Annotated in this window: 27 protein-coding genes; 7 read left to right on the plus strand and 20 right to left on the minus strand. The window is 34.8% G+C overall.

Annotated elements, in window-relative coordinates; all coding sequences use genetic code 11:
• Window positions 1–389 precede the first annotated feature (389 nt).
• Window positions 390–1,268 carry a LysR family transcriptional regulator gene (locus tag ACFX4N_RS12720; protein WP_013058312.1) on the minus strand — a complete coding sequence of 293 codons (879 nt, stop codon included), beginning with the start codon at window positions 1,266–1,268 and terminating at the stop codon, window positions 390–392.
• A 251-nt stretch (window positions 1,269–1,519) separates the two neighbouring features.
• Here ACFX4N_RS12720 and ACFX4N_RS12725 point away from each other — a divergent pair, with 251 nt between their 5' ends.
• The 3 genes from ACFX4N_RS12725 to ACFX4N_RS12735 all read left to right on the plus strand — a co-directional run bounded on the left by ACFX4N_RS12725 (window position 1,520) and on the right by ACFX4N_RS12735 (window position 4,581).
• A complete protein-coding gene (locus ACFX4N_RS12725; RefSeq protein ID WP_097812755.1) occupies window positions 1,520–2,605 on the plus strand; it encodes an NAD(P)H-dependent flavin oxidoreductase in 1,086 nt (361 codons plus the stop codon).
• 131 nt (window positions 2,606–2,736) lie between these two features.
• Window positions 2,737–3,537, plus strand: coding sequence for a glutamate racemase (gene murI / locus ACFX4N_RS12730; protein WP_377261519.1), 801 nt, complete (start codon window positions 2,737–2,739; stop codon window positions 3,535–3,537).
• 555 nt (window positions 3,538–4,092) lie between these two features.
• Window positions 4,093–4,581 (plus strand): CBO0543 family protein, encoded by a 489-nt coding sequence (locus tag ACFX4N_RS12735; protein WP_013058315.1) that lies wholly within the window; start codon window positions 4,093–4,095, stop codon window positions 4,579–4,581.
• 21 nt (window positions 4,582–4,602) lie between these two features.
• On the opposite strand, the gene ACFX4N_RS12740 is transcribed toward ACFX4N_RS12735, so the two are convergent.
• The 13 genes from ACFX4N_RS12740 to ACFX4N_RS12800 all read right to left on the minus strand — a co-directional run bounded on the left by ACFX4N_RS12740 (window position 4,603) and on the right by ACFX4N_RS12800 (window position 14,725).
• Window positions 4,603–4,785 (minus strand): hypothetical protein, encoded by a 183-nt coding sequence (locus ACFX4N_RS12740; protein WP_055992726.1) that lies wholly within the window; start codon window positions 4,783–4,785, stop codon window positions 4,603–4,605.
• A gap of 37 nt (window positions 4,786–4,822) precedes the next feature.
• Window positions 4,823–5,371, minus strand: coding sequence for a L,D-transpeptidase (locus ACFX4N_RS12745; RefSeq protein WP_377261522.1), 549 nt, complete (start codon window positions 5,369–5,371; stop codon window positions 4,823–4,825).
• A 334-nt stretch (window positions 5,372–5,705) separates the two neighbouring features.
• Window positions 5,706–6,455, minus strand: coding sequence for an ABC transporter permease (locus ACFX4N_RS12750; protein ID WP_013058325.1), 750 nt, complete (start codon window positions 6,453–6,455; stop codon window positions 5,706–5,708).
• Window positions 6,456–7,217, minus strand: a complete 762-nt coding sequence (locus tag ACFX4N_RS12755) for an ABC transporter ATP-binding protein (protein ID WP_057273732.1) — start codon at window positions 7,215–7,217, stop codon at window positions 6,456–6,458.
• Window positions 7,218–7,421: 204 nt separating this feature from the next.
• Entirely contained in the window at window positions 7,422–7,775 is a 354-nt protein-coding gene (locus ACFX4N_RS12760) for a DUF1048 domain-containing protein (protein ID WP_013058327.1), read from the minus strand.
• 70 nt (window positions 7,776–7,845) lie between these two features.
• A complete protein-coding gene (locus tag ACFX4N_RS12765) occupies window positions 7,846–8,166 on the minus strand; it encodes a PadR family transcriptional regulator (protein ID WP_028414817.1) in 321 nt (106 codons plus the stop codon).
• A gap of 761 nt (window positions 8,167–8,927) precedes the next feature.
• Window positions 8,928–9,716 (minus strand): SDR family oxidoreductase, encoded by a 789-nt coding sequence (locus ACFX4N_RS12770; RefSeq protein ID WP_377261525.1) that lies wholly within the window; start codon window positions 9,714–9,716, stop codon window positions 8,928–8,930.
• Between the two features lie 27 nt (window positions 9,717–9,743).
• Window positions 9,744–10,757, minus strand: coding sequence for an NADP-dependent oxidoreductase (locus tag ACFX4N_RS12775; protein ID WP_013058338.1), 1,014 nt, complete (start codon window positions 10,755–10,757; stop codon window positions 9,744–9,746).
• Between the two features lie 349 nt (window positions 10,758–11,106).
• Window positions 11,107–11,856 (minus strand): SDR family NAD(P)-dependent oxidoreductase, encoded by a 750-nt coding sequence (locus tag ACFX4N_RS12780; RefSeq protein WP_013058339.1) that lies wholly within the window; start codon window positions 11,854–11,856, stop codon window positions 11,107–11,109.
• Window positions 11,857–11,924: 68 nt separating this feature from the next.
• Window positions 11,925–12,263, minus strand: a complete 339-nt coding sequence (locus ACFX4N_RS12785) for a TetR family transcriptional regulator C-terminal domain-containing protein (protein WP_244659675.1) — start codon at window positions 12,261–12,263, stop codon at window positions 11,925–11,927.
• A 27-nt stretch (window positions 12,264–12,290) separates the two neighbouring features.
• On the minus strand, window positions 12,291–13,139 hold the full coding sequence (locus ACFX4N_RS12790) for an alpha/beta fold hydrolase (protein WP_098196813.1): 849 nt from the start codon (window positions 13,137–13,139) through the stop codon (window positions 12,291–12,293).
• 110 nt (window positions 13,140–13,249) lie between these two features.
• Complete coding sequence (locus ACFX4N_RS12795; RefSeq protein ID WP_013058342.1) at window positions 13,250–13,825, minus strand: TetR/AcrR family transcriptional regulator; 576 nt, start codon at window positions 13,823–13,825, stop codon at window positions 13,250–13,252.
• 555 nt (window positions 13,826–14,380) lie between these two features.
• On the minus strand, window positions 14,381–14,725 hold the full coding sequence (locus ACFX4N_RS12800) for a winged helix-turn-helix transcriptional regulator (RefSeq protein ID WP_013058343.1): 345 nt from the start codon (window positions 14,723–14,725) through the stop codon (window positions 14,381–14,383).
• Window positions 14,726–14,871: 146 nt separating this feature from the next.
• Between ACFX4N_RS12800 and ACFX4N_RS12805 the strand changes: the two genes are divergently transcribed.
• Complete coding sequence (locus ACFX4N_RS12805) at window positions 14,872–15,456, plus strand: NAD(P)H-dependent oxidoreductase (RefSeq protein ID WP_013058344.1); 585 nt, start codon at window positions 14,872–14,874, stop codon at window positions 15,454–15,456.
• A gap of 145 nt (window positions 15,457–15,601) precedes the next feature.
• Here ACFX4N_RS12805 and yeiL read toward each other — a convergent pair whose 3' ends face one another.
• Entirely contained in the window at window positions 15,602–16,264 is a 663-nt protein-coding gene (yeiL, locus tag ACFX4N_RS12810; RefSeq protein WP_377261529.1) for a transcriptional regulator YeiL, read from the minus strand.
• A 108-nt stretch (window positions 16,265–16,372) separates the two neighbouring features.
• On the opposite strand from yeiL, the gene ACFX4N_RS12815 reads away from it, so the two are divergent.
• Window positions 16,373–17,008, plus strand: coding sequence for a class I SAM-dependent methyltransferase (locus ACFX4N_RS12815; protein WP_318615075.1), 636 nt, complete (start codon window positions 16,373–16,375; stop codon window positions 17,006–17,008).
• Window positions 17,009–17,063: 55 nt separating this feature from the next.
• Here ACFX4N_RS12815 and ACFX4N_RS12820 read toward each other — a convergent pair whose 3' ends face one another.
• From ACFX4N_RS12820 to ACFX4N_RS12835, 4 genes are all read right to left on the minus strand, one after another.
• The gene (locus ACFX4N_RS12820) at window positions 17,064–17,192 is read right to left on the minus strand and encodes a hypothetical protein (protein ID WP_255255965.1); all 129 of its coding nucleotides are present in this window, start codon (window positions 17,190–17,192) and stop codon (window positions 17,064–17,066) included.
• 280 nt (window positions 17,193–17,472) lie between these two features.
• Window positions 17,473–17,685: a hypothetical protein gene (locus ACFX4N_RS12825; protein ID WP_013058347.1), complete on the minus strand. Its 213-nt coding sequence runs from the start codon at window positions 17,683–17,685 to the stop codon at window positions 17,473–17,475.
• Window positions 17,686–18,875: 1,190 nt separating this feature from the next.
• The gene (locus ACFX4N_RS12830; RefSeq protein ID WP_013058348.1) at window positions 18,876–19,187 is read right to left on the minus strand and encodes a carboxymuconolactone decarboxylase family protein; all 312 of its coding nucleotides are present in this window, start codon (window positions 19,185–19,187) and stop codon (window positions 18,876–18,878) included.
• A 1-nt stretch (window position 19,188) separates the two neighbouring features.
• The gene (locus ACFX4N_RS12835; RefSeq protein ID WP_013058349.1) at window positions 19,189–19,599 is read right to left on the minus strand and encodes a tautomerase family protein; all 411 of its coding nucleotides are present in this window, start codon (window positions 19,597–19,599) and stop codon (window positions 19,189–19,191) included.
• Between the two features lie 106 nt (window positions 19,600–19,705).
• Here ACFX4N_RS12835 and ACFX4N_RS12840 point away from each other — a divergent pair, with 106 nt between their 5' ends.
• Window positions 19,706–20,581: a LysR family transcriptional regulator gene (locus ACFX4N_RS12840; protein WP_377261533.1), complete on the plus strand. Its 876-nt coding sequence runs from the start codon at window positions 19,706–19,708 to the stop codon at window positions 20,579–20,581.
• 144 nt (window positions 20,582–20,725) lie between these two features.
• Here the strand turns inward: ACFX4N_RS12840 and ACFX4N_RS12845 are convergent, their stop codons facing one another.
• Window positions 20,726–21,310 (minus strand): DJ-1/PfpI family protein, encoded by a 585-nt coding sequence (locus tag ACFX4N_RS12845; protein ID WP_377261536.1) that lies wholly within the window; start codon window positions 21,308–21,310, stop codon window positions 20,726–20,728.
• Window positions 21,311–21,447: 137 nt separating this feature from the next.
• Between ACFX4N_RS12845 and ACFX4N_RS12850 the strand changes: the two genes are divergently transcribed.
• Complete coding sequence (locus tag ACFX4N_RS12850; protein ID WP_029323463.1) at window positions 21,448–21,891, plus strand: Lrp/AsnC family transcriptional regulator; 444 nt, start codon at window positions 21,448–21,450, stop codon at window positions 21,889–21,891.
• The last annotated feature ends 101 nt before the right edge of the window (window positions 21,892–21,992 follow it).

Here is a 21,992-nt window from a genome sequence, read left to right on the forward strand (position 1 = left end):
ATCTCATCTCCTTAAAAAATGTTACTACTTCAGCATATCTCTATTTTGATATATAATAAAATACATAAAATAGATAACAGGTATCTTTAAAACAGATATCAAAATCCATCGAAGTTTGTATCTCTGGCTTCTCAATGAGTCTGCTAGCACGTTCATAATTTTTTAAGTCTATAGAGCTCTCTGCACTACTATATTTACACATGTGTAAAAGCCCTTTACTCTTATTAAGCAAAGGGCTTTTTATTAAATAAAATGTGATAAATCCAATTACTATGGCGGGGTTTATTCCATATACGTACACATTTTCTAATTATGAATCCACGCTATAGTTGTGTGGAAACCTTTATCCATATAACGAGGATGAAAGTCCCTTCTCCTCCTCTAGGATATTATAGAGGACTAATCCTCTCCTCTTGAAACATTTCTGCAAATTTAATAAGAGGCGTAGAGAAAGTGACATCAGTACGATAAATAAAAAGCGTGTCGACTAGCGAAAATTTTTCTGGAATAGAATAATGAGTAACCTCTTCTAGATAGCTGTATCTTTGTACAATAGACAGAGGTAGTAAAGTAACTCCCAGGCCAGCTGCTATACATCCCATAAGCGCATCCAAGGAACCAAACTCCATAACTTTAGAAGGTATCACTCCTTCTTCATGTAACCAATGCTTTAACTTCTCACGATAAAAACAACCTTTGTGTAAAACTAACAGTGTCAAATCATCAACTTTATGAGATTTTAAAGATTGAGAAAGTAACGAATTTCCTACCAATACTAATTCTTCACTGAAAACTTTCTTTGTAATAAGGTCAGGATGAGATAGAGGTCCAGAGACAAATGCACCGTCTAATTTATAATTTAACACTGCTTCAATATGCTGACTTGTAGGCCCCGTTTTTAAGTTTAAATCTACTTGAGGATAGGCAGAGTGATACCTAGAGAGAAACCTAGGCAAATGAACGGCAGCCGTTGTCTCCATTGAACCGATACTTAAGGGACCTTGAGGCTCTTCTTGGTCCCTCATTACTTCTTTTGTTTCATCTAAAAGACGAAAAATTTTATCAGCATAAGTTATTAATACTTCTCCTTTTGCTGTTAGTGTAACCCCTTTGTTATGTCGATAAAATAAGACCGTTTGCAGGCTGTTTTCTAACTGTTGCATCCGAGTCGTAATATTAGACTGTGCATAATTTAGCTCTTTTGCAGCTTTTGAGATACTCCCATACTCGGCAACTGCCTTAAAAATACGCAAAGATTGAATATCCATGTTTCTTCACACCTAATTTCTCTTTGTCATCTGTTAAAACGATGGCAAATATCTTTATTTCGAATTATACCATATGGATAAAAACATATATGATAAATATGGAGCATCTTTTATGAGGATTATAAAGTCCAATTATATTTTTATGAGTCTCACATGTGCTCTTAATAAAAATGAATTAACTACCAGACCACATCATTTATTTAATTCTTAATACAACTCGTGTAGTCTACTTCATAACCTGGGGGAGAAAAATGAATTTAGATAATCGTGTTTGTGAAATGTTAGATATTAAGGTACCCATTATACAGGCTGGTATGGCGGGAGATAAAATTACAACAGTAGATCTCATTGTAAACGTATGTGAGGCAGGTGGGCTTGGAACATTAGGTGCTGCTTATATGCATCCAGAGGATATCCGACAAGCTGTGAGAGAGATTCGAAAATATACTAAAAGGCCCTTTGCTGTTAATCTTTTTGCTACTGAAATGGCAGATAATACGGGTGGGTTAGAAGAGGTTCAGCAATTATTAGATACGATGCGAGGCGTTTTATCTATTAAGCGTGTTGAACAAGAAGTCAAAACTAAAAATTTATTTAAAGAGCAGTTTAAAGTATTGGTAGAAGAACAAGTACCTATCGTAAGCACAGCTTTTGGTGTTCTTCCACCTTATGCGATGAAAATAGCAAAAGAAAATGACATAAAAGTTATGACAATGGTTACAACAGTCAAAGAAGCCCTAACTGCACAAGAACAGGGGACGGATGTGATTATAGCTCAAGGAAGTGAAGCAGGTGGTCATCGAGGAACATTTGATGTAAATGAGCATCCTTACGGAGCTAATATTGGGCTGTTCTCACTTGTACCTCAAATAGTGGATCAAGTGGATGTTCCCGTCATTGCCACCGGTGGAATTATGGATGGAAGAGGATTAATCGCAGCTTTAGCTTTGGGCGCGAGTGGTGTACAAATGGGAACTGCTTTTTTAGCGACACAAGAATCTGGAGCACATCCTTGTTATAAAGAGGCTCTTCACGAAAGTAATGAAGAAAGCACGGTTCTCACTAGACATTTTTCAGGTCGTCCCGCACGAGGAATAGCCAATACTTTTATTAAGGAGTTCGAAACTTCTAAGATTCAACCGTTATGTTTTCCTACACAAAATACCATTACGGGAGATATTCGAAAAGCTGCAGCTAAGCTAGGTGATAAAGAGTATATGTCTTTATGGTGTGGCCAAAGTACGAGGCTATTAGAAAGAGATAGAACAGCAGCTGATCTAGTGAAAGCTACTATGCAACAAGCAGAAAATATTCTAAAAACACTCAACTATAGTTAAATTAATAAATGAGCCTCTTTCTATAGTAATTATCGTTTGAATCTATAGAATTGGGCTTTTCCTATTTAATCATTTACTCTAAAGGTATAATAAATGATGTGAAAAAATATTTGAATTGTAAGGTGAAAAACATGAGAATTGGTTTTTTTGACTCTGGCATTGGAGGAATATCGGTATTAAATGAAGCAATAAAACATTTTCCAAAAGAAGATTTTTTATATTATGCTGATACACGCAATGTTCCGTATGGAACCAAGACAAAAGAAGAAGTGAATAAACATGTCCAAACTGCAGTGGAAGATATTCTTAAACAAGAGGTTAAAGCACTTGTTATCGCTTGTAATACAGCTACTAGCATCTCTATTAACGAATTAAGGTCTACGTACGATATCCCAATAATCGGAATGGAGCCTGCTGCAAAGCCTGCTATTGAATTAAGTAGTTCAATGGATAAAAGAGTGCTTGTTTTTGCTACAGACTTAACATTAAAAGAATTGAAATATAAAAAGTTAATTACTAGAATTGATAAGGATTCAATCGTTGACCCATTACCTCTTCCAGAATTAGTTGAATTCTGTGAAGATCTAAACTTTAATTGGGACAAATTAAGTACGTATTTTAGAACAAAGCTAGAAGGATTTGATTTAAATCAATATGGTACGGTTGTACTAGGTTGCACTCATTTCCCTTATTACAAGCCTGTATTAAAAGATTTGCTTCCCTCTCATATTCAACTTATTGATGGCAGTAAAGGTACTGTAGAAAGACTGTCTAGTCTCCTAGAAGAAAAAAGTTTACTAAGTACCAATGGAACTAATGATATTTCGTTTCAATGTTCTAGTAACGATAAGAACTATGTGATAAAGATGGAAAATGCATTAAATATACTGCAAAATGCATTAAATAAACCAAAAAGAAAGCACCTTAAGTAAAGGTGCTTTCTTTTGCGTTCCTGTAATGGGTATTGCGTTTAGTTTCACTTTTCAACATATCGATAACATAATAAACTAACTCTAAATTTCATTTTTTCATTTATATGTTTTGTAGAAAAATATGAACTTTTTCGACAACAGATATAAATACTAAAGTATCTATAACAAAAATAATTAACCATTTACTTAAATGAATTAAAGAATTTTTAAGTTAGTATAAATGTTATTGCATATTCTAAATATTTACGAAAAGATAAGGTATGAAACAATAAATACATAAAGGAAGGAATTAGCCTGTCTTGATAATGCTATCTCCCGTTGCAGCAAATGCCTGATTCGGGATAAAAACTCCCAAAGCCATTATGATAGGTACTAGCTTTTTCTTCAATGGACAACACTCCTATTCAGTTTTTTGATACCGAACGAATGTAACCATTTGATAAAAATTGTCATGGTTTATTTGGTTACATTTGCATGACAAAGGAAAAACTGTTGCATCGTAAATCATAGAACAGCTAATACTAATTTTACGACTAAGAAAGGAGATGAAACTATATGAAAAGTAAAAAATTAGAAAGACGATTTCTAAAGTGTATAACCGTCATATTTTTAGGTAGCTTACCCTTCGTTTTAAAGAAAACCCCTGTCAAAGACTCACTGTTGGTCTTGTTTATGAATGGATATACAAATGCTATCGTTGACAGGTTTCTAGTTAACCGTCGAATACTTCAATACCCTATACGCTTTATACCTAAAGAGTTTAAATCGAATGTTTTATTTGATTTCTTATGTTTACCAACTGTTTCTTTATGGCTTTATCATTTAACAAAAAATGATAATCCTTTTAAAATTGTATATAAAATTGTACTTACCATCAGTTCACTATTTTTAGTTGAGTTATGGGCAGAAAAATATACGAAACTAATTAAGTGGCAAAAAGGCTGGAAATGGTATTACAGCCTTATTAGCCTTAATGTAAGAGCTTTATTTAGTCGTTTAGTAATTGCAATTATTAACATTATACAAAAGAAACAAGAGGGTTAACCTATGCTCCTACTAAAAAAATCATCTTGTGTCTCCCTCTTGTTTTATAGGTGGAAACTCAACTGGTTCTGCTTCTTCAAAGATGAACAAATCTAATTGTTCAGTCTCGAATGGATTACCGGATGTTTCCCAACCAGTTAATGCACCGAACAGACCTTCATTTTCCCATCCTGTTAAGTTACCCCAAATAGATACTTCACTCACATGAGCATGAGAAGAACTTGGGAATGCTGCTCAGATATTAATTGTTTTTCATCTTGTAGCCTTTGAATTTATATCCATATACGCTTGTAAGATCAACGAAGTTCTTATAGGAATACGTAATCGCAACCGGTGTTCCAACTTGAACTTTATCATAAAGCTTTTCGATGTCTGCATTATGCATTCTCACGCAACCTTGACTCACGTATTTTCCAATGCTGCTTTCATTGTTATTGCCGTGAATGCCATACGTACCGTTTGCATTTATCCCTAACCAACGTTTTCCTAATGGATTGCGAGGATTGCCCGCAGAAATATGCCCTGTATAGTAAGGGCGGTTTTTAATCTTGTTCACCACTTTAAAAAAGCCAACAGGTGTTTTGACCCATGTTTTCCCCGTTTCTACTGGATCAACGATTTCAATATAACCATTATGAAAATACGCAAGCTTGTTATAGTACTTGTTAATGATGATTAAATCTTGATTTGCTGGTTTACTTGCTGCTTCTGTTTTCTCCTGATTTACTCCACATAATGCGACCATTAATAATGTAAGAACGGTCATTAATTTCATAAAAATGTTCTTCATAAAAACTCTCCTCTTTTTTATATTTTTATAGGAAACGAAAAAAGCACCTCCCAATTAGAAAGATGCATTTTCGCCAAAATCATTTATAAATAAAAACCTAATAAATCGACGATTTTAACATGCAGAGAAACGCTCCCTGACGAAATTAACTTTTATTTTGCGTATAACTTGCAAATTTCAGCGTTTTAAAATACACATAAAAAAGACCACTCATATAAGAGAGGTCTTTTCATTGCTGGTTGATTTCTCCTCGATGGGAACAATGCTATCAATACTTTACATTAAAATTTCGATGATTCCATATACCTTGGATAGCTTGCTCAGTTTATAAAATTCACCCTAATTTGCGTTTGAATTCTTTACTAGCGAAAAAGTAAGCGATGACCATGATACCTAGGCACCAGGCAAGGGCACTCCAGATATCGTTGCCAACTGATCCTTCATACAAGAGTGCACGAATTGTATTCACGATTGAAGTCACGGGCTGGTTTTCAGCGAATGCACGAACAGCTTTAGGCATCGTTTCAGTGGGAACAAAGGCGGAACTAATAAAAGGTAGGAAGATTAGTGGGTACGAGTAGCCTGTGGCTCCTTCCATAGATTTCGCTGTCAGTCCTGGAATAATGGCCAACCATGTCAGGGCTAGCGTAAACAGCCCGAGTATCCCGGCTACCGCGAACCAATCTAGGATATCAGCGCTGGAGCGGAAACCCATCAAGAGCGCGATGAGGATAACTATTACGATAGTAAGCGCATTGGAAACAAAAGATGTCAACACGTGAGCCCATAATACCGAAGACCGTTTAATAGGCATAGTAATAAAACGGGCCATCAGTCCACTTTTTACATCATTAAATAGCCGCACGGAAGTGTAAGCGACGCCGGATGCGATAGCCATCAGCAAGATTCCTGGTAATAAATAATTGACATAGTTGGCTGTTCCTGTATTTATGGCACCCCCAAATACGTAGACAAACAGTAGCATCATCATAATCGGCGTAATCGCAACCGTGATAATTGTATCCGGGCTGCGCATAATAGTGCGCATCAAACGTCCTAGTAATACACCTGTTTTGTTTTTCATTTACATTTCCTCCTTTTTACCGATGATCGCGAGGAAGATTTCCTCCAATGTTGGCTGTTTTTCAATGTATTCCACTTTTGCTGGGGGGAACATCTCTTTAAGTTCCGTAAGGGTACCGGTTTTGATGATTTTTCCGCCATGTAGGATGGCTATCCGATCTGCCAGTTGTTCAGCTTCCTCCAGATACTGAGTCGTGAGCAAGATGGTCGTACCACCGCCAGCAAGCTCTTTGACGGTGTTCCAGACTTCAATCCGGGCTTCCGGATCAAGTCCGGTCGTCGGTTCGTCGAGAAAAATAACGGCTGGGGCGCCAAGCAGACTCATAGCTATATCAAGACGGCGCTTCATTCCACCGGAATATTGATCCGCCCGGCGATTGGCTGCATCGGTCAAGCTGAATCTTGCAAGGAGATTGTCAGCTACTTCATTAGGATTAGATACCCCTCGCAATTTGGCAATCATTATCAGGTTTTCCTTCCCAGTGAGCATGCCGTCTAAAGCTGCGAACTGCCCCGTTAGGCTGATGTTCTGGCGGACATCAGCCGGTTGACGTTGGACGTCAAATCCGCAAATACTTACTTCGCCGCTATCAGCCTTCATCAGTGTTGAAAGAATGTTAACTGTCGTCGTCTTCCCTGCTCCATTTGAGCCCAGCAGTGCAAAAATTTCACCGCGCTGCACCTCAACGTTCACCCCTTTTAATACTTCTTTGTCTTTAAAGGCCTTTTTTAACTCTTTTACAAAAATCACTGTATTTCTCATACGTTTTTCCTCCTTTTAAAAGCTCCACAAGCTGGCTTGCTAGAACTGTCATGATTTAACTAAGCTGAGCGTCTCGTAGAGCTAAATTTTTAATACCTTACTATTCAGTCTGACTTATATTCTGTATTACTTAGTACTGAGTTTAAAAAATGACTGAATAGCAAAAGCAAAAATCTATACTTGCAACTAGCTATTCAGTCGATGTTATTGATTAAATTTATTTTTTCCTAATCGTTCCTTAATACTCTGATTCAAATCTTCACGATACTTAACCATATAAGTTTTAGCATTTGCCACTAATTCGTCAGCAAAGGAAGCCACATCGTCTCCAGTAATTTCGAGCACCTGTCTACCTTCTGCAGCACCTGCTTCGAATAAATCAATTAATTCATACTGCATGTGTAGCATATCCATTCCGTTGCCCGATGAGAAATTCCACATGTAGTTTTGAATTTTTTTAAATACAAACTGATAGTCCTCTGGCAAGGCTTCAACCCGTGCCATCATCATTTTATACTCTTTTTTATCACCAATCATTTTTTTGAATATTTCCAGCATGTCATTTTTCCTCCTTTTTATAAAACTTCATAAGATGCTTTAAAACTATCCGACGGTCTATCTTATGAAGCTAGTTTGACTTCAAGACGTTGATTTTTGATGATACAAAATCCCACCTCTTCCAAAACAGCTCAAGCTCCTTGTAGCCCGCCTCATTAAGCGAATAAAATTTGCGGGGTGGGCCCATATCTGATGGTTTTTTTTCTATATTCACAAGTTTTTTCTTTTCTAATCGTACGAGAATAGTGTAGACCGTTCCTTCCACGACCTCGATAAATCCAAGCTCGTTCAGACGGCGTGTAATTTCATAGCCATAGGTTTCATGACGGCTGATAATTTCTAACACACAGCCTTCTAGCGAACCTTTCAGCATTTCAGTTAAATTTTCGATCTTCAGAACCTCCTCTATATCGTTTGACTTATATTCTGTATTACTTAGTACCAAGCCAATTTTTACTTAATACTTTTAAAAATTAAGCTATTAAGTAATACTTAGTATATGTAGATTGTAATACTTAGTACCGGGCATTTCAACTATTTTTTAAAATATTTTCAAATGTATAGATATATTCAGGGATAATACTAAGACCCAAAAAAACTTATTAAAAGAATCCATAAGTCCTTTTAATAAGTTTTTTCCTTTACAGATGCTTTTACAGTTTTTCCGTATAACCCCTTGAATTTCGAATTAAAAAAGAGATCCCTGTCAGTAAACAGTTAAGAAACAAATATTTAGTCAGGTAGTGTTGAAAACTGTATGTGAAGTAGAAGTATAAGAAGAACACAAAACTAAAATAGAAAATAAATTTTAAATATCTTTTTAAAACTGAGTTATGAGGAGAATTCACATTGACTACTCCTTTTGAAACCATTTATTAAATTGATGAGCAACAAATAATAAAAGAGGGGAATATAGGGATATTTAAAAGCTCGTTTTTAAGTGGTCTTACAAGTTCAGTATAATGTCCAATAAAAAAAGCGTATAGGTTGGCTATAATAACAAATAGCGCATAATAATTTTTAATTTCGTTTCACATATCATAAACCTTTATATTCTAAATACCTGAACAGATGATATTACGATTTGTCTACTATTGAAGAAGATATAGGATAAAATAAACACGGCGGTATTATTTGCAATTGTTATCCACACTAATTCTCGTTATTCATTCTTTTCATCATTGTTTTGCCCCATTGATGAGTCACAAAATCTGGTGCAATCTTGCTCATAAAACGCATGATTTTACTGAAACCTGGATTCAAGCGAATTTTATTTTTTTCCATGCCTTTGATACCAGCATCAACAAGCCTGCCCAATGGCAAATCAATGAATTTGGTTGACTTGTCATGTGACATTTTATCCTCTAAATTCGTTTCAGAAATGAGTGGGGGGCAGAGTTCCATGACATGAATCCTCTCATTTTTGGCTCGAATTTGTTCACGTAGCGCATCTGTGTACATGTGTATTCCAGCTTTTGTTGCAGAATAAATTGGACTACTTGCAACCGAAATATTTGCTAGTACGGAGCTGACATTCACAATCATGGCTTCTTCTTGTTTAGCAAGAAGAGGAAGGAATGCTTTTGTCACATAGATTGTGCCGTTTAAGTTCGTCTCAATTTCTGCGGTTAGTTGTCCCCCTGTGACTTCTTCAGCAAATAAATCATAGTAGCGCATAATACCAGCTGAGTTAAACAGAACGTCTAGTTTTGAATACTGTTGTTTGATTTGATGCACCAACTGGTCAACCGACTTCACTTGACTGACATCCGCAGCAATGCCGATTAAATTAGGGTTTTCTTTGATTGCTTGGTCAATGTTTTGCGTGGATCGACTAGTGACAATTACCGTGTTCCCCATTTCAAGAAACTTTTTCGCGAATGCCAAGCCTATACCCGATGTTCCGCCCGTCACTAAAATAGTTCGATTTGCCAATTTCATATTGTTGTTTTCCCCTCCTGTATAGTCCTAAAAATTAATAATTACTTTCCCTTTTGGCCGTCCATTTGCGACGAGTTCTAGCGCTTCATTTACATTGTCTATGGTAAATAGTGTTGGATGAATTGGTGGAACAATGTTGTTCTCTTCAATGATTTTGGTAATCTCTTTGAGTTGTGCGCCGTCAGAACGAACGAAGATAAAATGGTATTCCACGCCGTGTTTCTTGGCTTTGTGGTCATACTTTGCGCCTGCAATGGAAAACAGCTTTTGTTTCCAAAATGGAAAATCTCTGTCTTTTCCGAAACGTTTATTTGGTCCTGTACGAAGAGAGAGCAATCTTCCGCCAGGTTTGATGATACTCAATTCATTGTCAAATTCTTTAGGACCCAGTGTATCAATTACATAATCTACATTCGACAACAAGTCAACATAGTTTTCTGTTGCATAAACCAAATATTGGTCTGCACCCATTTCCAACGTGCGTTTGCGTGCTTCTGAGTTTCCACTAACAATGACATTTAGACCTGTTGTCTTTGCTATTGGGACAGCTATTTGACCAAAGCTGCCCGATCCACCTGGAATAAAAACAGATTGACCAAACTGTGCCTCAAGTTCTTCATGTAGACCTTGATATGCTGTGAGTCCAGCCAATGGTACAGCTGCTGCTTCCACATAGGACAAGTTTTTTGGCATGGGTGCAATTGCGGTAGCATCAATTGCGGCGTATTCCGCAAAAGCACCAATTTTTTCTAGTGGGAGACGTGTATAGATGTCATCTCCTACCTGAAATTCTGTCACGTTTTTTCCAACCTTTTCAATAACTCCTGTCAATTCATTACCAAGCGTTAATGGGAATTTATAATCCTGAATCAGTTTTACGCTACCTGTGATAATCAACATTTCAAGCGGATTGACCGCCGCAGCTTTGACTTTTACCAAGACTTCATTGTCATTGATTGCTGGGATTGGAATGTCATTGACTTGGGCATGGATATTTTTTGAGTACTTAGTTATCTGAGCTGCTTTCATGAGTGTTTTCATCTTTTTATCAGCACCCTTCCGTTGAGTTGCATTTATTAAGTTTCTTTACCTTATTTTTATTATTTTCACTGTCCACTTCATTTTTTTGCCCTCAATACAATTCTTTTTATAAAGATCTTATATTATTCCAATCGTTTAGGTGGAGGAAATCTTATTTTAGGATCAATCCACCACCTAAACCTTAAATACTTACAACATTATCTTTTTATCCATTTGGCACTGTGTTTTTTAGAACGTTCATTCTTAAATGGTTAAATTTTTTGAATCGATACTGTAAAGAAACTGTTTATAACCTTAACGGGTTATTTTCATTTTTTAGTTATATATAGATCTAAACTTTGTTGATGCATTAAACGCCTAGTATTGGATAGATTTGATCTCTTAAATTGAAATTGTAGCTTTCATCTACGATACCTACGACTTTATCGTTGTTATAAAGTTCCATCATAAAACCAGCCATTTGCTTAGCTGTGTGATACATAGGGACATTTGCTTCATAATCAAATTCTTTCATATCGCTTGCAGATTTCGCGAATTCTGTTTCTGTCATTGCTGGTGCTAAAATCTTCACCTTCATTTTCGCACCCTTCTGTTCGAGTTCTTTTGCAAGCCCTTCTGTGAATGCACTAACAAAATATTTAGATGCAGAATAAGTAATACTACCAACATAAATTGCATATCCGAGTGCTGAAGATACGTTAATTAATTGAGTTCCCTCTATATGATAATAGTCTCGCGCAAATAGTGTAGAAAGGATTGTCAATGACTCTATATTAAGATGTAACATGGTTTCTACCTTATCTAAATTCTGGTCTGTTACAGAAGAGGATTCACCAATCCCAGCATTATTAATCCACGTCTCAATTTGATACTCCTTTAAACTGTTGTACAGTGTATATACCTGATCTCTGACAGATAAATCACTTGTACGAATAATAACATCCAAATCAGGATTTATATTCTGAATGGCTGATTTAAGCCCTTCTAATTTATCTAATCTTCTAGCTACAATAATTAAGTTTTTGCCACGAGCAGCAAATTCCAGGGCAGTTTCATATCCTATACCTGAGCTTGCTCCTGTAATAACTGTGTACTTCATATTCATTCTCTCCTTAAAAATATATTCAAATTGGTGTTAATTAGTTTATTTAAATAACAAGTTATGTCTTAGTCCAATGTTGACAAAGTCAAATCAATAATGGTTTCTAATTCTTTCTTATCATCTGTTGTTTTTGCTAATACTCGTATTCCGACTAGGGAATTATGAATAAATTTAGAAAGTTCTTTGATATCATAGTGTTCAGGAATTTCTCCTTGTTCTTGACCACGTTTCAGTAGATCAAATAATAAGGTTTCGGTCTTTATAAAAGTCTCCGTAACTTTTTCATCTACTTCTTGATTGAGCAACGATAATTCAACTGCTGTGTTTACTATTAAACATCCTTTTGGCTGTTTCTCATTTGGATAAATAACCATTCCAACTAATTTTCGTATACGATTTTTCAAATAATCTGCTCATCTGAATACTCCTTTTTAGTAAGAGTTAGAATCAAGAAATGAATTTACGTTTTCTGCAAATAGTTCTGGAAATTGGAATAGATGGCCGTGACCAGAATCAGGATATATAATCAGCTGTGCTTTGGGTAATTTCTCTGCTAAGATATAACTGTTTTTAGTCGGAACCATCACATCATTAACCCCGTTAGTAACAAGTACAGGGTGTTTGATATTTTGTAACCATTCATAATCATGATTAGATTTTTGTTTAGCCCATTTTGCAATGGCTTGTAATTGTGCCTCTTTTACTTGTTCTGAACTGTTTACTTTTTTCTGATTAAAAATTCTTTGTAGTGAAGCCATTCCTGCAGATTTACTTGTTTCGGTTTGCTCGTAGAAAAAGAACATAAAATCATTTATTCCATCTTCTTCTGTGCCGCCGTGACGATTCATTCTTTCAAAAATCTCTGGATTTGGATTAATGCCAGATTCAGGTGAAGTACCTGCCATGATGATTCGTCTAACCAAATTGCCTTCCTGTAACGCTAATTCTTGTGCAACCATTCCGCCAATTGAAAAACCAAGAATATCGACTTGAGTTAATCCTAGTGCTTTAATAAATGTTCCTGCATCCTGTGCCATTTCAGCTATCGTAGTAGGTGTTTGCCCATCGGTCTCACCAACCCCTTTATTGTCAAATAAGATTACCGGGCGTGTATTTGCAATAGGTTCAAGCATGTTTGGATCCCAGTTTTCCATCGTTCCTCTAAAATGAACAAGAAATACTACTGGTATACCATCTTGTGTACCAAATTTTCTATATGCGTAACGAATTCCATCTGCTTCAATAAATTCTGATTCTGTTGGTATTTTAAAGTTTGTCATTTTTGTGTTCCTCCTTAGAAATTAAAAAGAAATTTTATCAGTATGCATTATGATGGTTTGTTTCATAATAATTTTAGAATGACCGTTCTAAAAAAGGTAAAAAAAGAAAGCTAGTCCAGCACTGAAAGTGCTAGATTAATGATGCCTTCTAATTCTTTTTTATTGTAATTAGTTTTTATTAGTACTCTTATCCCTACCAAATTGTTGTGTAAGAAACGAGATGTATTATGGGAATCGATTTCTTTTGATAGCTCTCCACTAGTTTGGCCCTGTTTTATAAGGTTATTAAACATATCTTCAGTACGGTTAAACATTTTTGTAACTATGCATCCAACTTCTTTGTCCAACAAAGATAATTCAACGGCTGCATTTACTGATAGGCAACCTTTTGGGTATTGTTCAATGGCATTAAGTATGAAAATAAAAACCTCACGTATCGTCTGTTTAATAGATGAAGTGTTCATAATTATGCTTTCCATCTCATTGACGATGAGCTCTTCATAGAGATTAAGGGAAGCTAAAAACAATGAACGTTTGTCACCAAATGTGTCGTATATACTTCTGCGGTGTATTCCCATATGATCCACCAAGTCTTGCATGGATGTTTTTTCATAACCCTGTTCCCAGAAAAGCTCCATTGCTTTTCTTAATACTGCTTTTTCATCAAACTCTTTACTTCTAGCCATTTTATTTCTCCTTAAAAGAATCCATGAATTGATACTAACAAATACAAACGTCACAATCTATTATAGAATGAACGTTCTAAAATAAACATATGAATTTCAAACCATGATTAAATAATACCTTATTTAGAACGATTAGTAAAGAATTATAACTAACCAATAATTTCTAAAAAATCTGCTACATATCACAATATTATCCATTAACTTTCACTTAGGGGTACCGCCAAACATTTCTTCTATTCGTTTAGTTTCTTCAGGATTGTCTTCTCCCACTGTTTCAATTAATGGATCAAACTCTTCTACAGATGCACTCATACCAAATAAACAAGAAATAGCAAGTAGAAAAAACATCTGATCCCTTACTCAATCAAACTGCCCCTTTAGTTGTATAAGAACCTGAAAGAAGAAGAGAAAAATTAAGACAAGAAGAATTAAAAGGAAACCCTTGACTTTATTCCTTTAACGTTTTGAAACAGAATCAAATACATCGTCCGTAAAAGTATACTTTTACGGATAAAATATTTAAATCTATGACAATGTTTTAAAGTAATTATTATTTTATTTACTCTTTAAATATTTTTTGCTCCATTCACCCATACTATGCAGGATAGGAAGGAAACTTTTACCTAAGGGTGTTAAAGAGTATTCTACTTTTGGAGGAACTTCTTTATATACTTCTCTGTGTACCATTTGGTCTTCTTCTAATTCTCTTAGCTGACGTGTTAGGATTCCTTTTGAAATATTAGGTAGCAGCCTTTGAAGTTCATTAAATCTCCTGGTTTTTGTGCTTAAATGCCATAAAATGATGATTTTCCATTTTCCTGCAATTATGTCTTGAGTTTGTGTAACTGGACAAACTTCTTTATGCTCTTCTGGAGGTTGGGTGAACCAACTTCGTGCCATAATCAATACCTCTCCTTCTTTATGGTTCTATTTTTGTGACTATGTTATAAAAAAATGACTACTTTTAAAAAAACGTCTAAGACTATAATATTAGATTACCCCTAATAATCAAATGAAAGTAAATAAATACTTGGAGGTTATTTGAAATGAAACACCTTATTGTTTATGCACATCCAAATCCAGAAAGCTTAAACCATGCAATCTTGGATACAACAGTTAATACATTAAAGAAAAACGGTCACGAAGTTGTTGTACGTGATTTATATGCATTGGATTTTCAACCTGTATTGAAACCAGAAGATACTGAAGCTATGAAAGCAGGACAAACTCCTAATGATATTAAAACAGAACAAGAATTTATCTCTGAAGCAGACGCTATAACATTTATTTATCCTATTTGGTGGACAGGTCTTCCAGCCATTCTTAAAGGATATGTAGATCGAGTATTTGCATACGGGTTTGCTTATGCTCCTGGTGAAGAAGGAATCATTAAGCTTTTGAAAGGTAAAAAAGGCTTGATCATTAATACTCATGGTACTCCTAATGAAGTTTACGATGAGATTGGAATGACAGCTGGTCTGAAAATAACATCTGACATTGGAATATTTGATTTCACTGGAATTGAGACTGTAGAACACTTACTGTTTGGAAGTATTGGATACCTTGATGAAGAAGGATATAAAGGTATGTTAAATAAAGTTGAAGATACCTTTAATCGTCATTTCTCATAAAAAGATAAAAATACTGCCTAATTAGGCAGTATTTTTTGATGGCACTCTTTTATTTAATGGGCTTTAAAAATTGTAATATTTAGCTCTTTAGGTTCCTAGAACATCCATTATGGCAACTAAAAATGTAAGGTTATTATGAGTATCTTTAATTTAATTTCGCTAGTTTTTCAAGACGTTCTCTGTCTCGAATGATATAGCCTGGTGACTGCTTTTCAACAATATCTGTTTTACATAGTTGTGCTAGTACATGGAGCAGATGACGATATGATACGCCCAAGTACTCGCATACTTCAGTATGTTTCTCTTTATAAAAGTTACCATCAGCCGACAACATTATAAAAGCAGCGAGGCGGTTCTCAAGCGGATATGCCTGATTTTGGGTATACTTTGCTGAAGTTCTAGTTGCTTTCTCACTTAAAAAACTGCATAAATGCCTGAGAAATGTAACATCTGTTAAGAGCTTATTTTTACAGGCATTAATCGGAATAGCCAAACAAATGGTTTTTGTGACAGTTTGGATAGCTTTAGAATATCGTTGCGAATTTAATAGCTCTACTTCCCCCATGAATGTTGGAGCCTGTAAAAAATTAATCAAAGACACTTTTCCATTTTCGTGTGTAACATAGAGTTTTGCCTTACCTTCAACAAGATAATAAATATATTGAGGGTAGGAACCTTCCTTGTAAATAAACTCACCACGTTCAAATTGGCAGACTTGAATAAATGGAGTAATCGGAAAGGAAAAAAGTGATTGAATCGAATACTTTTCGATATAGTAACTGTGCATAGGCTCGTTTAAAAATTTCATTTTTTCTCCTATTGTTATAAAAATATGAGATATCTCACATTATTTTATACATTTACATGCTATGATGCAATAAAAGTTGATATATCAATAAGGAGTTGTCTCATACACATGATTAAACAAGACGAATATTGGAATGAAGTAGCTAATAAAAAGGAATTTACTACGCCTTTTCAACCTGAATTATTTCTCACACATGTTGACCGTGATGCTGTCATATTGGATTATGGTTGTGGTTATGGGAGAACCTTATCTGAACTAAGAGGTTACGGTTATAAAAATTTACATGGTGTAGATTTTTCGGAAGAGATGATTAAGAGAGCTAAGTCAAACGACTCGGAAATTGATTTTCAAGTTATTCAAAGTGGGAAGCTCCCTTTTCCTAATCATTCTTTAGATGCTGTTTTACTTTTTGCGGTTTTAACATGTGTGCATAAAGATGAGGAACAGAACGCTATTTTAAACGAGATTAAACGCGTGCTGAAACCAGGAGGAATCATATACATTAATGATTTTTCACTCAATCATGATAAGAGAAACAAAGACCGTTACGAAAAAGGTTTTGCTAAATATCATACCTATGGAGTATTTGAATTAGCTGATGGAGCCATTTTGCGTCATCATAGTGAAGAGCGCATAAAAGAGTGGACGAATCAATTTGAAGAAGTAGAATACAGAAAAGTAGAATATGCGACTATGAATGGTAATCGTTCTAATGGTTTAGTTTATGTAGGTAAAATAAGATAAATATAGATAAAAAAATCCATCTCTTGTGATAAAAGAGATGGGTTTTTTCGATTGTTTAAGATGGCACCTTCTTTGAATTTCCCGAGATTTTTCTTGCTGCAAAAGAAAAAGCTTCTGGAACGTAAAAAATAACACTTAACAGTCCTCTCATAGCTAACTTAGTCAGTGAAAAAGCTAGTTCCATTCTTCATCGCCTCCTTCTCATTACATATTTTATCGTAATTCACTGAAAATTCTTTGTTCATACAGTTCCTAGAACATATTTTATATTTACTAAAAAGAAACCTTAGTATTGGCAAGGTTTCTTTTCTTATTGTATAAGGTTCATTCATATGTATCCCGCTCTGAGCGAATATTGAAGATGAATTAAAACATGTTTTTTACTACTATATAGCATTTTCCGACGTTTTGTGATTCATAAAATAAATGGCAGCGTCAAATACGCACTTTTTAAAAGCTGATACCTAGCTTTTGTTATTAAAGTCCTTTATTTCTCTTTCAATAAGAGCTACCGAAATTTCGAATGCTTGTATTCTTCTTTTAGCTAAGGTAATTTGAGATTTATATCTATCAGCATTTTCTTTAGCTTCAAACGTTTTTACTGTCTGTCTGAGTTTGTGTAAAGTTGAATCAATTTGACGTTTTGCTTCAACTAATTCAGATACATCAAATTTCATTTACGTCTCTCCTTTTTATAATTTTTATCGGTAAGATGTCTTTCTTTAAAAAGGTTGTTTATCGGCAGAGCTACTGTTATCTATATTTCCTGCCCTGTACATGAGTAGCCATCCAAAAATGCTTATTATATCAAATACAGTGAACACAAACTTACCACTTAAAACTCCTCCTAACAATATACCTGATAAAATATTTTTTTATCTATAGAAATTGAAAAGGCTCCTTTGAAAGAAGCAGGTTTCTCTGAGGTATTAAGAGGTAACATTGATTTTTATTGAGATGCTCAGCTGTTCTAAAATAGCCTCTGCGTAAGGGTCAAGCTAAATAACCCATTCAAAATCTCTCAACGCAATAAAATTTGTCATACAAATTTTAATTTTCATCTTCACAACAAAAATAGTTTGTGATATACTTCACATGTAAGGATGTTCATATGAACTAACAAACTCTTGAATGTAAAGTAGAAAAAGCTATTTCACTCCGATGCCAATACGATTGAAATAGCTTTTTTTATGTTCTTATTTTGAGAATCCCCACCATTTTTGTTGATATGGCCTTCTATGAATTTTTCTAGAAGAAGTAAGTAGTAAGTGCTTGATCCACCTATCTTCCTTATTCATCCAATCGTTTCAGCAAATTCTCATTAAATAATTCTATTCCCCCCTTTGTTTGCATTTTGTAATCGAGCCACTGTAGATTGCTAAAAAACAAAATAAATTTTATCTATTTTCACTATAAAAATGTAGATAGAACAATAGCTACAAAACCTATTCCTAAATATGAAAGATTAATAATTGATCACTCCAGCTATAGCATTATTCCTATGTAAAAGGTTTTACAATTAAAAACATGATGAACATAATAATGGTAAATAAAGCCCCCTGAAGAACAAAGTTAATGGGCCTATGAGTATCTTCATTAGCCTTTGCAAGCCGTTTTAACCATCTTGTATACATTGCTAATTTTGCACAAAAGCTAAATAAAACACCTGCAATGATTGAAGCGATTGCTATTTTTAAGATATGAATTCACTCCTTTCTAAACTAACAGAAGGATGTCCATAACTTAACATAAAAACCTAAATAATACAAAAACCTAAGAATCATAGGAAGTAGTCTTTCCACTTTCTGTGCCGCCACTAATTAACCGCCCTACCTTATTTTCAAACATGATTCTTGCACTTTTTTTGTCATTGCTTCGCTACAATATTCAGTGCTGCAGCTGCTTTTGGCCATCCCACGTAAAAAGCCATATGGGTTATTAATGCGATGATTTCTTTTTCAGTCACTCCATTCTTTTTTGCCAGCTGCAGATGAAAAGGCATTTGTTCTGTGTTGCCAATACTAATTAAAGCAGAAAGTGTACTTAAACTTCTTTCTTTTGGTGTTAAAGTCGGATCTCTCCACACTTCCCCAAATAAGATATGTTCTCCATATTTCACAAAGTCAGGAGCAAGATTTCTCATTTCTTCTAGCAGCTTAGACTCAATGCGATTATTCATTCTATTTTTCCTCCTTTTGATTCATCATTTGTGCGATTCCTTGCCCAAATGACCAGTTTTCAAGGGGTGTCTCGTTTAATGTAATAAAGATATTGTTTGTAGAAATATTCAAGTGAGTGGAAAGTCCCTCTGCGATGGATTGGTATAGCTTCTTTTTCTGCTCGACCGTTCTTCCTTGCCCGCACGTAATGGAGATATAAATCATGTTATCTGTTCTTTTTTCTCCCCTTTCTAAGAGATACTGTGAATCATAGAAAAAATGCTGAGATGGATACGGTAAAAACAGTTGAAAATAATCGTCTTTTGGGATGTAAAAGTGTTGGATTAAAGACTGATGAATATGACTGCTTACTTCTTTTAGTTCCTTATCGTTTAACTGATGTTCTGGGTAATACACGTTCACAAATGGCATCGATCATCTTCCTTTCTATATTTAGTGTACTTTCATACTCTTCATTTGTATAATTGAAAATAAGTCTAGTAATTATCGAAAAAACCGATAGAGATGAGGTTAGAAAGTGGAAATTAAAGAATTAACGACGTTTAAAACAATTGTGGCAGAAGGAACGTTTTCACTTGCAGCAAAAAAATTAAACTATGCCCAGTCTACCGTCACCACTCATATAAAAAAATTAGAAAAAGATCTTGGATTTCTCTTATTTGAACGAGGCTGGGAAGCAACCTTAACAAAGGAAGGTACGTTATTTGTAGAAGAAGTAGATAGCTTGTTGAAGCACTGGGAGTATTCCATATCTCAAGCGCAGCGTATAAGCAAAGAGGAAAAAGGAACCATCAAAATAGGGTTATCAGAATCGATTGCTCAAAGGTTGATGCCAGCTATATTAAGCTATTTAAATGAGGAAAAACCTTACATACACTGCGATTTTACTATTGGAAACACGGCACTTTTATCAGAACTATTACGTCAAGATAAACTGGACTTTGCTGTTTGCGGACAGAATACGAACCTTTCCGGCGTGACTTTTACTCCGCTTGGTAAAGAACAAATTCAATTTATTGTTAATACGTCTAACCATCCACTACTGCAACAGGAAACAGTTGAAATAGCCGATATTATCCACTATCCCATTTTAATCGGAGAAAATAGCTGTTATTACTATCAATCCGTTAACCACTTTTTAGTAGAGAATGATTTAGCCTTTAAAACCGTTTACAGCTGCAGTGCCCTGCATCTCATTCTAGAAATGATGTTTGGACATGCAGTAGGAATTATCCCTAGAGGAACTAGTGTGAAACCAAGTAATATCTCGTTTGAAGTAAAGGGCTTTGACCCTCAAATGCCTATAGGCTTATTAATTTCTACTGAAAAAAGAACTTATTTAAGCCAGACAAAAAAGAATGTTATAGAGGTAATTAAATCTTCATTATCGTAGACGGAAACTTATTTAACGTAATGAATTCATTTATACAAAAATCCTTTGCTTCCAGGGCAAAGGATTTTTTTGTAATTATAGAGATCTTTGTCCCTTTTACAGATTAATATAGTACTCATTCGCTATCAAAACAATATTTGTTGATTAGTTAAATCCCATTAAGTTTTTCACCTGTTGAACATTTTCTAAAGAAGTTAATTTCTCTAATAGTAAAAAAGCCACATCAAACCCGGTGCTAGGGTTTGAGGAAGTAATTATATTGTGGTCTACAGCAATATAATCATCTTGAACAAGTACACCAAATTCTCTTAACTGTGCCCTTCTTATACTTGTAGGGTGATTATAGGTAGTAGCTTTTTTACCTTCAAGAATTCCACTTTTTCCAAGTGAAAGAGCGGCAACACAGACACTCGCAATAGGTTTTCCTGCCTCGTGAAATTCTCGAATAACCTGCAAAAATCTTTCATCGTAAGCATCTTCATAAAAATTTGCTTCTTCAAAACCACCGGGTATAGCAAGCGCATCAAATTCTTTTACATTAATATCTGATACTAGCATTTCCGGGATTACAGTAAAGTTCCATGTACATGTTAGTTTTGGATGTAAGCCCGCTGTTATTAGTTCAGTCGTGCCGTCTCCCTCAAATTTATTCCACCCAAACACATCTGTAAAAACGCTTGCTTCTACAGCTTCAAATCCATTTGCTAAAAGTAATAATATTTTCTTCATAGAATCATCTCCTTTCAGTAAATTTTATGAAATATTTATGCAATGTTATATACAAATAATTAGGTTATTTCTAAAGATAGCTTTACTAAATTAGGTAATTACTTGATAATAATTAATAAAAAAAGGTTGACGATAAAATGGACGTAATAGATAGAAAAATACTTCATGAACTGCAGGCAAATGCTAAGATTTCAATGAAAGAATTAGCTCAAAAAGTTTACTTATCTTCTCCTTCTACCATTGAACGAGTGAGAAGGTTAGAGGAAAACGGGATTATAAAAGGCTATAAAACAATTGTTGATGCAGAAAAATTGAATAGAAACATAACTGCGTTTGTTTTATTTGAAACGACAAAATGTAAGGATCTTGCCGCGTTTTGTAGCGTTCATCCCGATGTAATGGAATGTTATCGTGTGGCAGGAAAAATAAGTTACATAGCAAAAGTATGTACAGAGTCCGTACATACTTTAGAAGAATTTATTGATAAAGCTATGGAGTTTGGTACACCTTCAACAAACATCGTTTTATCATCACATACGAATATGGAACTTAAATTATCTCAAGATACTAGCAGTGGATAACTTTTAAACAGTAATTTCTACGGCTTAAAATGTTCATATATTTAGCAGTTAACAGTATCCAAATTGATTTTTCAAGAGAGCTAACTGAATCAAATTTCATA

Origin of the sequence: Priestia sp. YIM B13551, from assembly GCF_042787905.1 — a bacterium.
GTDB lineage: Bacteria > Bacillota > Bacilli > Bacillales > Bacillaceae_H > Priestia.

Bases quoted from the DNA above. Each gene is read 5' to 3' on its own strand.
- ACFX4N_RS12720 (WP_013058312.1), bottom strand. From the start codon at position 1,268: ATGGATATTCAATCTTTGCGTATTTTTAAGGCAGTTGCCGAGTATGGG.
- ACFX4N_RS12725 (WP_097812755.1), top strand. From the start codon at position 1,520: ATGAATTTAGATAATCGTGTTTGTGAAATGTTAGATATTAAGGTACCC.
- murI (WP_377261519.1), top strand. From the start codon at position 2,737: ATGAGAATTGGTTTTTTTGACTCTGGCATTGGAGGAATATCGGTATTA.
- ACFX4N_RS12735 (WP_013058315.1), top strand. From the start codon at position 4,093: ATGAAAAGTAAAAAATTAGAAAGACGATTTCTAAAGTGTATAACCGTC.
- ACFX4N_RS12745 (WP_377261522.1), bottom strand. From the start codon at position 5,371: ATGAAGAACATTTTTATGAAATTAATGACCGTTCTTACATTATTAATG.
- ACFX4N_RS12750 (WP_013058325.1), bottom strand. From the start codon at position 6,455: ATGAAAAACAAAACAGGTGTATTACTAGGACGTTTGATGCGCACTATT.
- ACFX4N_RS12755 (WP_057273732.1), bottom strand. From the start codon at position 7,217: ATGAGAAATACAGTGATTTTTGTAAAAGAGTTAAAAAAGGCCTTTAAA.
- ACFX4N_RS12760 (WP_013058327.1), bottom strand. From the start codon at position 7,775: ATGCTGGAAATATTCAAAAAAATGATTGGTGATAAAAAAGAGTATAAA.
- ACFX4N_RS12770 (WP_377261525.1), bottom strand. From the start codon at position 9,716: ATGAAATTGGCAAATCGAACTATTTTAGTGACGGGCGGAACATCGGGT.
- ACFX4N_RS12775 (WP_013058338.1), bottom strand. From the start codon at position 10,757: ATGAAAACACTCATGAAAGCAGCTCAGATAACTAAGTACTCAAAAAAT.
- ACFX4N_RS12780 (WP_013058339.1), bottom strand. From the start codon at position 11,856: ATGAAGTACACAGTTATTACAGGAGCAAGCTCAGGTATAGGATATGAA.
- ACFX4N_RS12790 (WP_098196813.1), bottom strand. From the start codon at position 13,139: ATGACAAACTTTAAAATACCAACAGAATCAGAATTTATTGAAGCAGAT.
- ACFX4N_RS12795 (WP_013058342.1), bottom strand. From the start codon at position 13,825: ATGGCTAGAAGTAAAGAGTTTGATGAAAAAGCAGTATTAAGAAAAGCA.
- ACFX4N_RS12800 (WP_013058343.1), bottom strand. From the start codon at position 14,725: ATGGCACGAAGTTGGTTCACCCAACCTCCAGAAGAGCATAAAGAAGTT.
- ACFX4N_RS12805 (WP_013058344.1), top strand. From the start codon at position 14,872: ATGAAACACCTTATTGTTTATGCACATCCAAATCCAGAAAGCTTAAAC.
- yeiL (WP_377261529.1), bottom strand. From the start codon at position 16,264: ATGAAATTTTTAAACGAGCCTATGCACAGTTACTATATCGAAAAGTAT.
- ACFX4N_RS12815 (WP_318615075.1), top strand. From the start codon at position 16,373: ATGATTAAACAAGACGAATATTGGAATGAAGTAGCTAATAAAAAGGAA.
- ACFX4N_RS12820 (WP_255255965.1), bottom strand. From the start codon at position 17,192: ATGGAACTAGCTTTTTCACTGACTAAGTTAGCTATGAGAGGACTGTTA.
- ACFX4N_RS12825 (WP_013058347.1), bottom strand. From the start codon at position 17,685: ATGAAATTTGATGTATCTGAATTAGTTGAAGCAAAACGTCAAATTGAT.
- ACFX4N_RS12830 (WP_013058348.1), bottom strand. From the start codon at position 19,187: ATGAATAATCGCATTGAGTCTAAGCTGCTAGAAGAAATGAGAAATCTT.
- ACFX4N_RS12835 (WP_013058349.1), bottom strand. From the start codon at position 19,599: ATGCCATTTGTGAACGTGTATTACCCAGAACATCAGTTAAACGATAAG.
- ACFX4N_RS12845 (WP_377261536.1), bottom strand. From the start codon at position 21,310: ATGAAGAAAATATTATTACTTTTAGCAAATGGATTTGAAGCTGTAGAA.
- ACFX4N_RS12850 (WP_029323463.1), top strand. From the start codon at position 21,448: ATGGACGTAATAGATAGAAAAATACTTCATGAACTGCAGGCAAATGCT.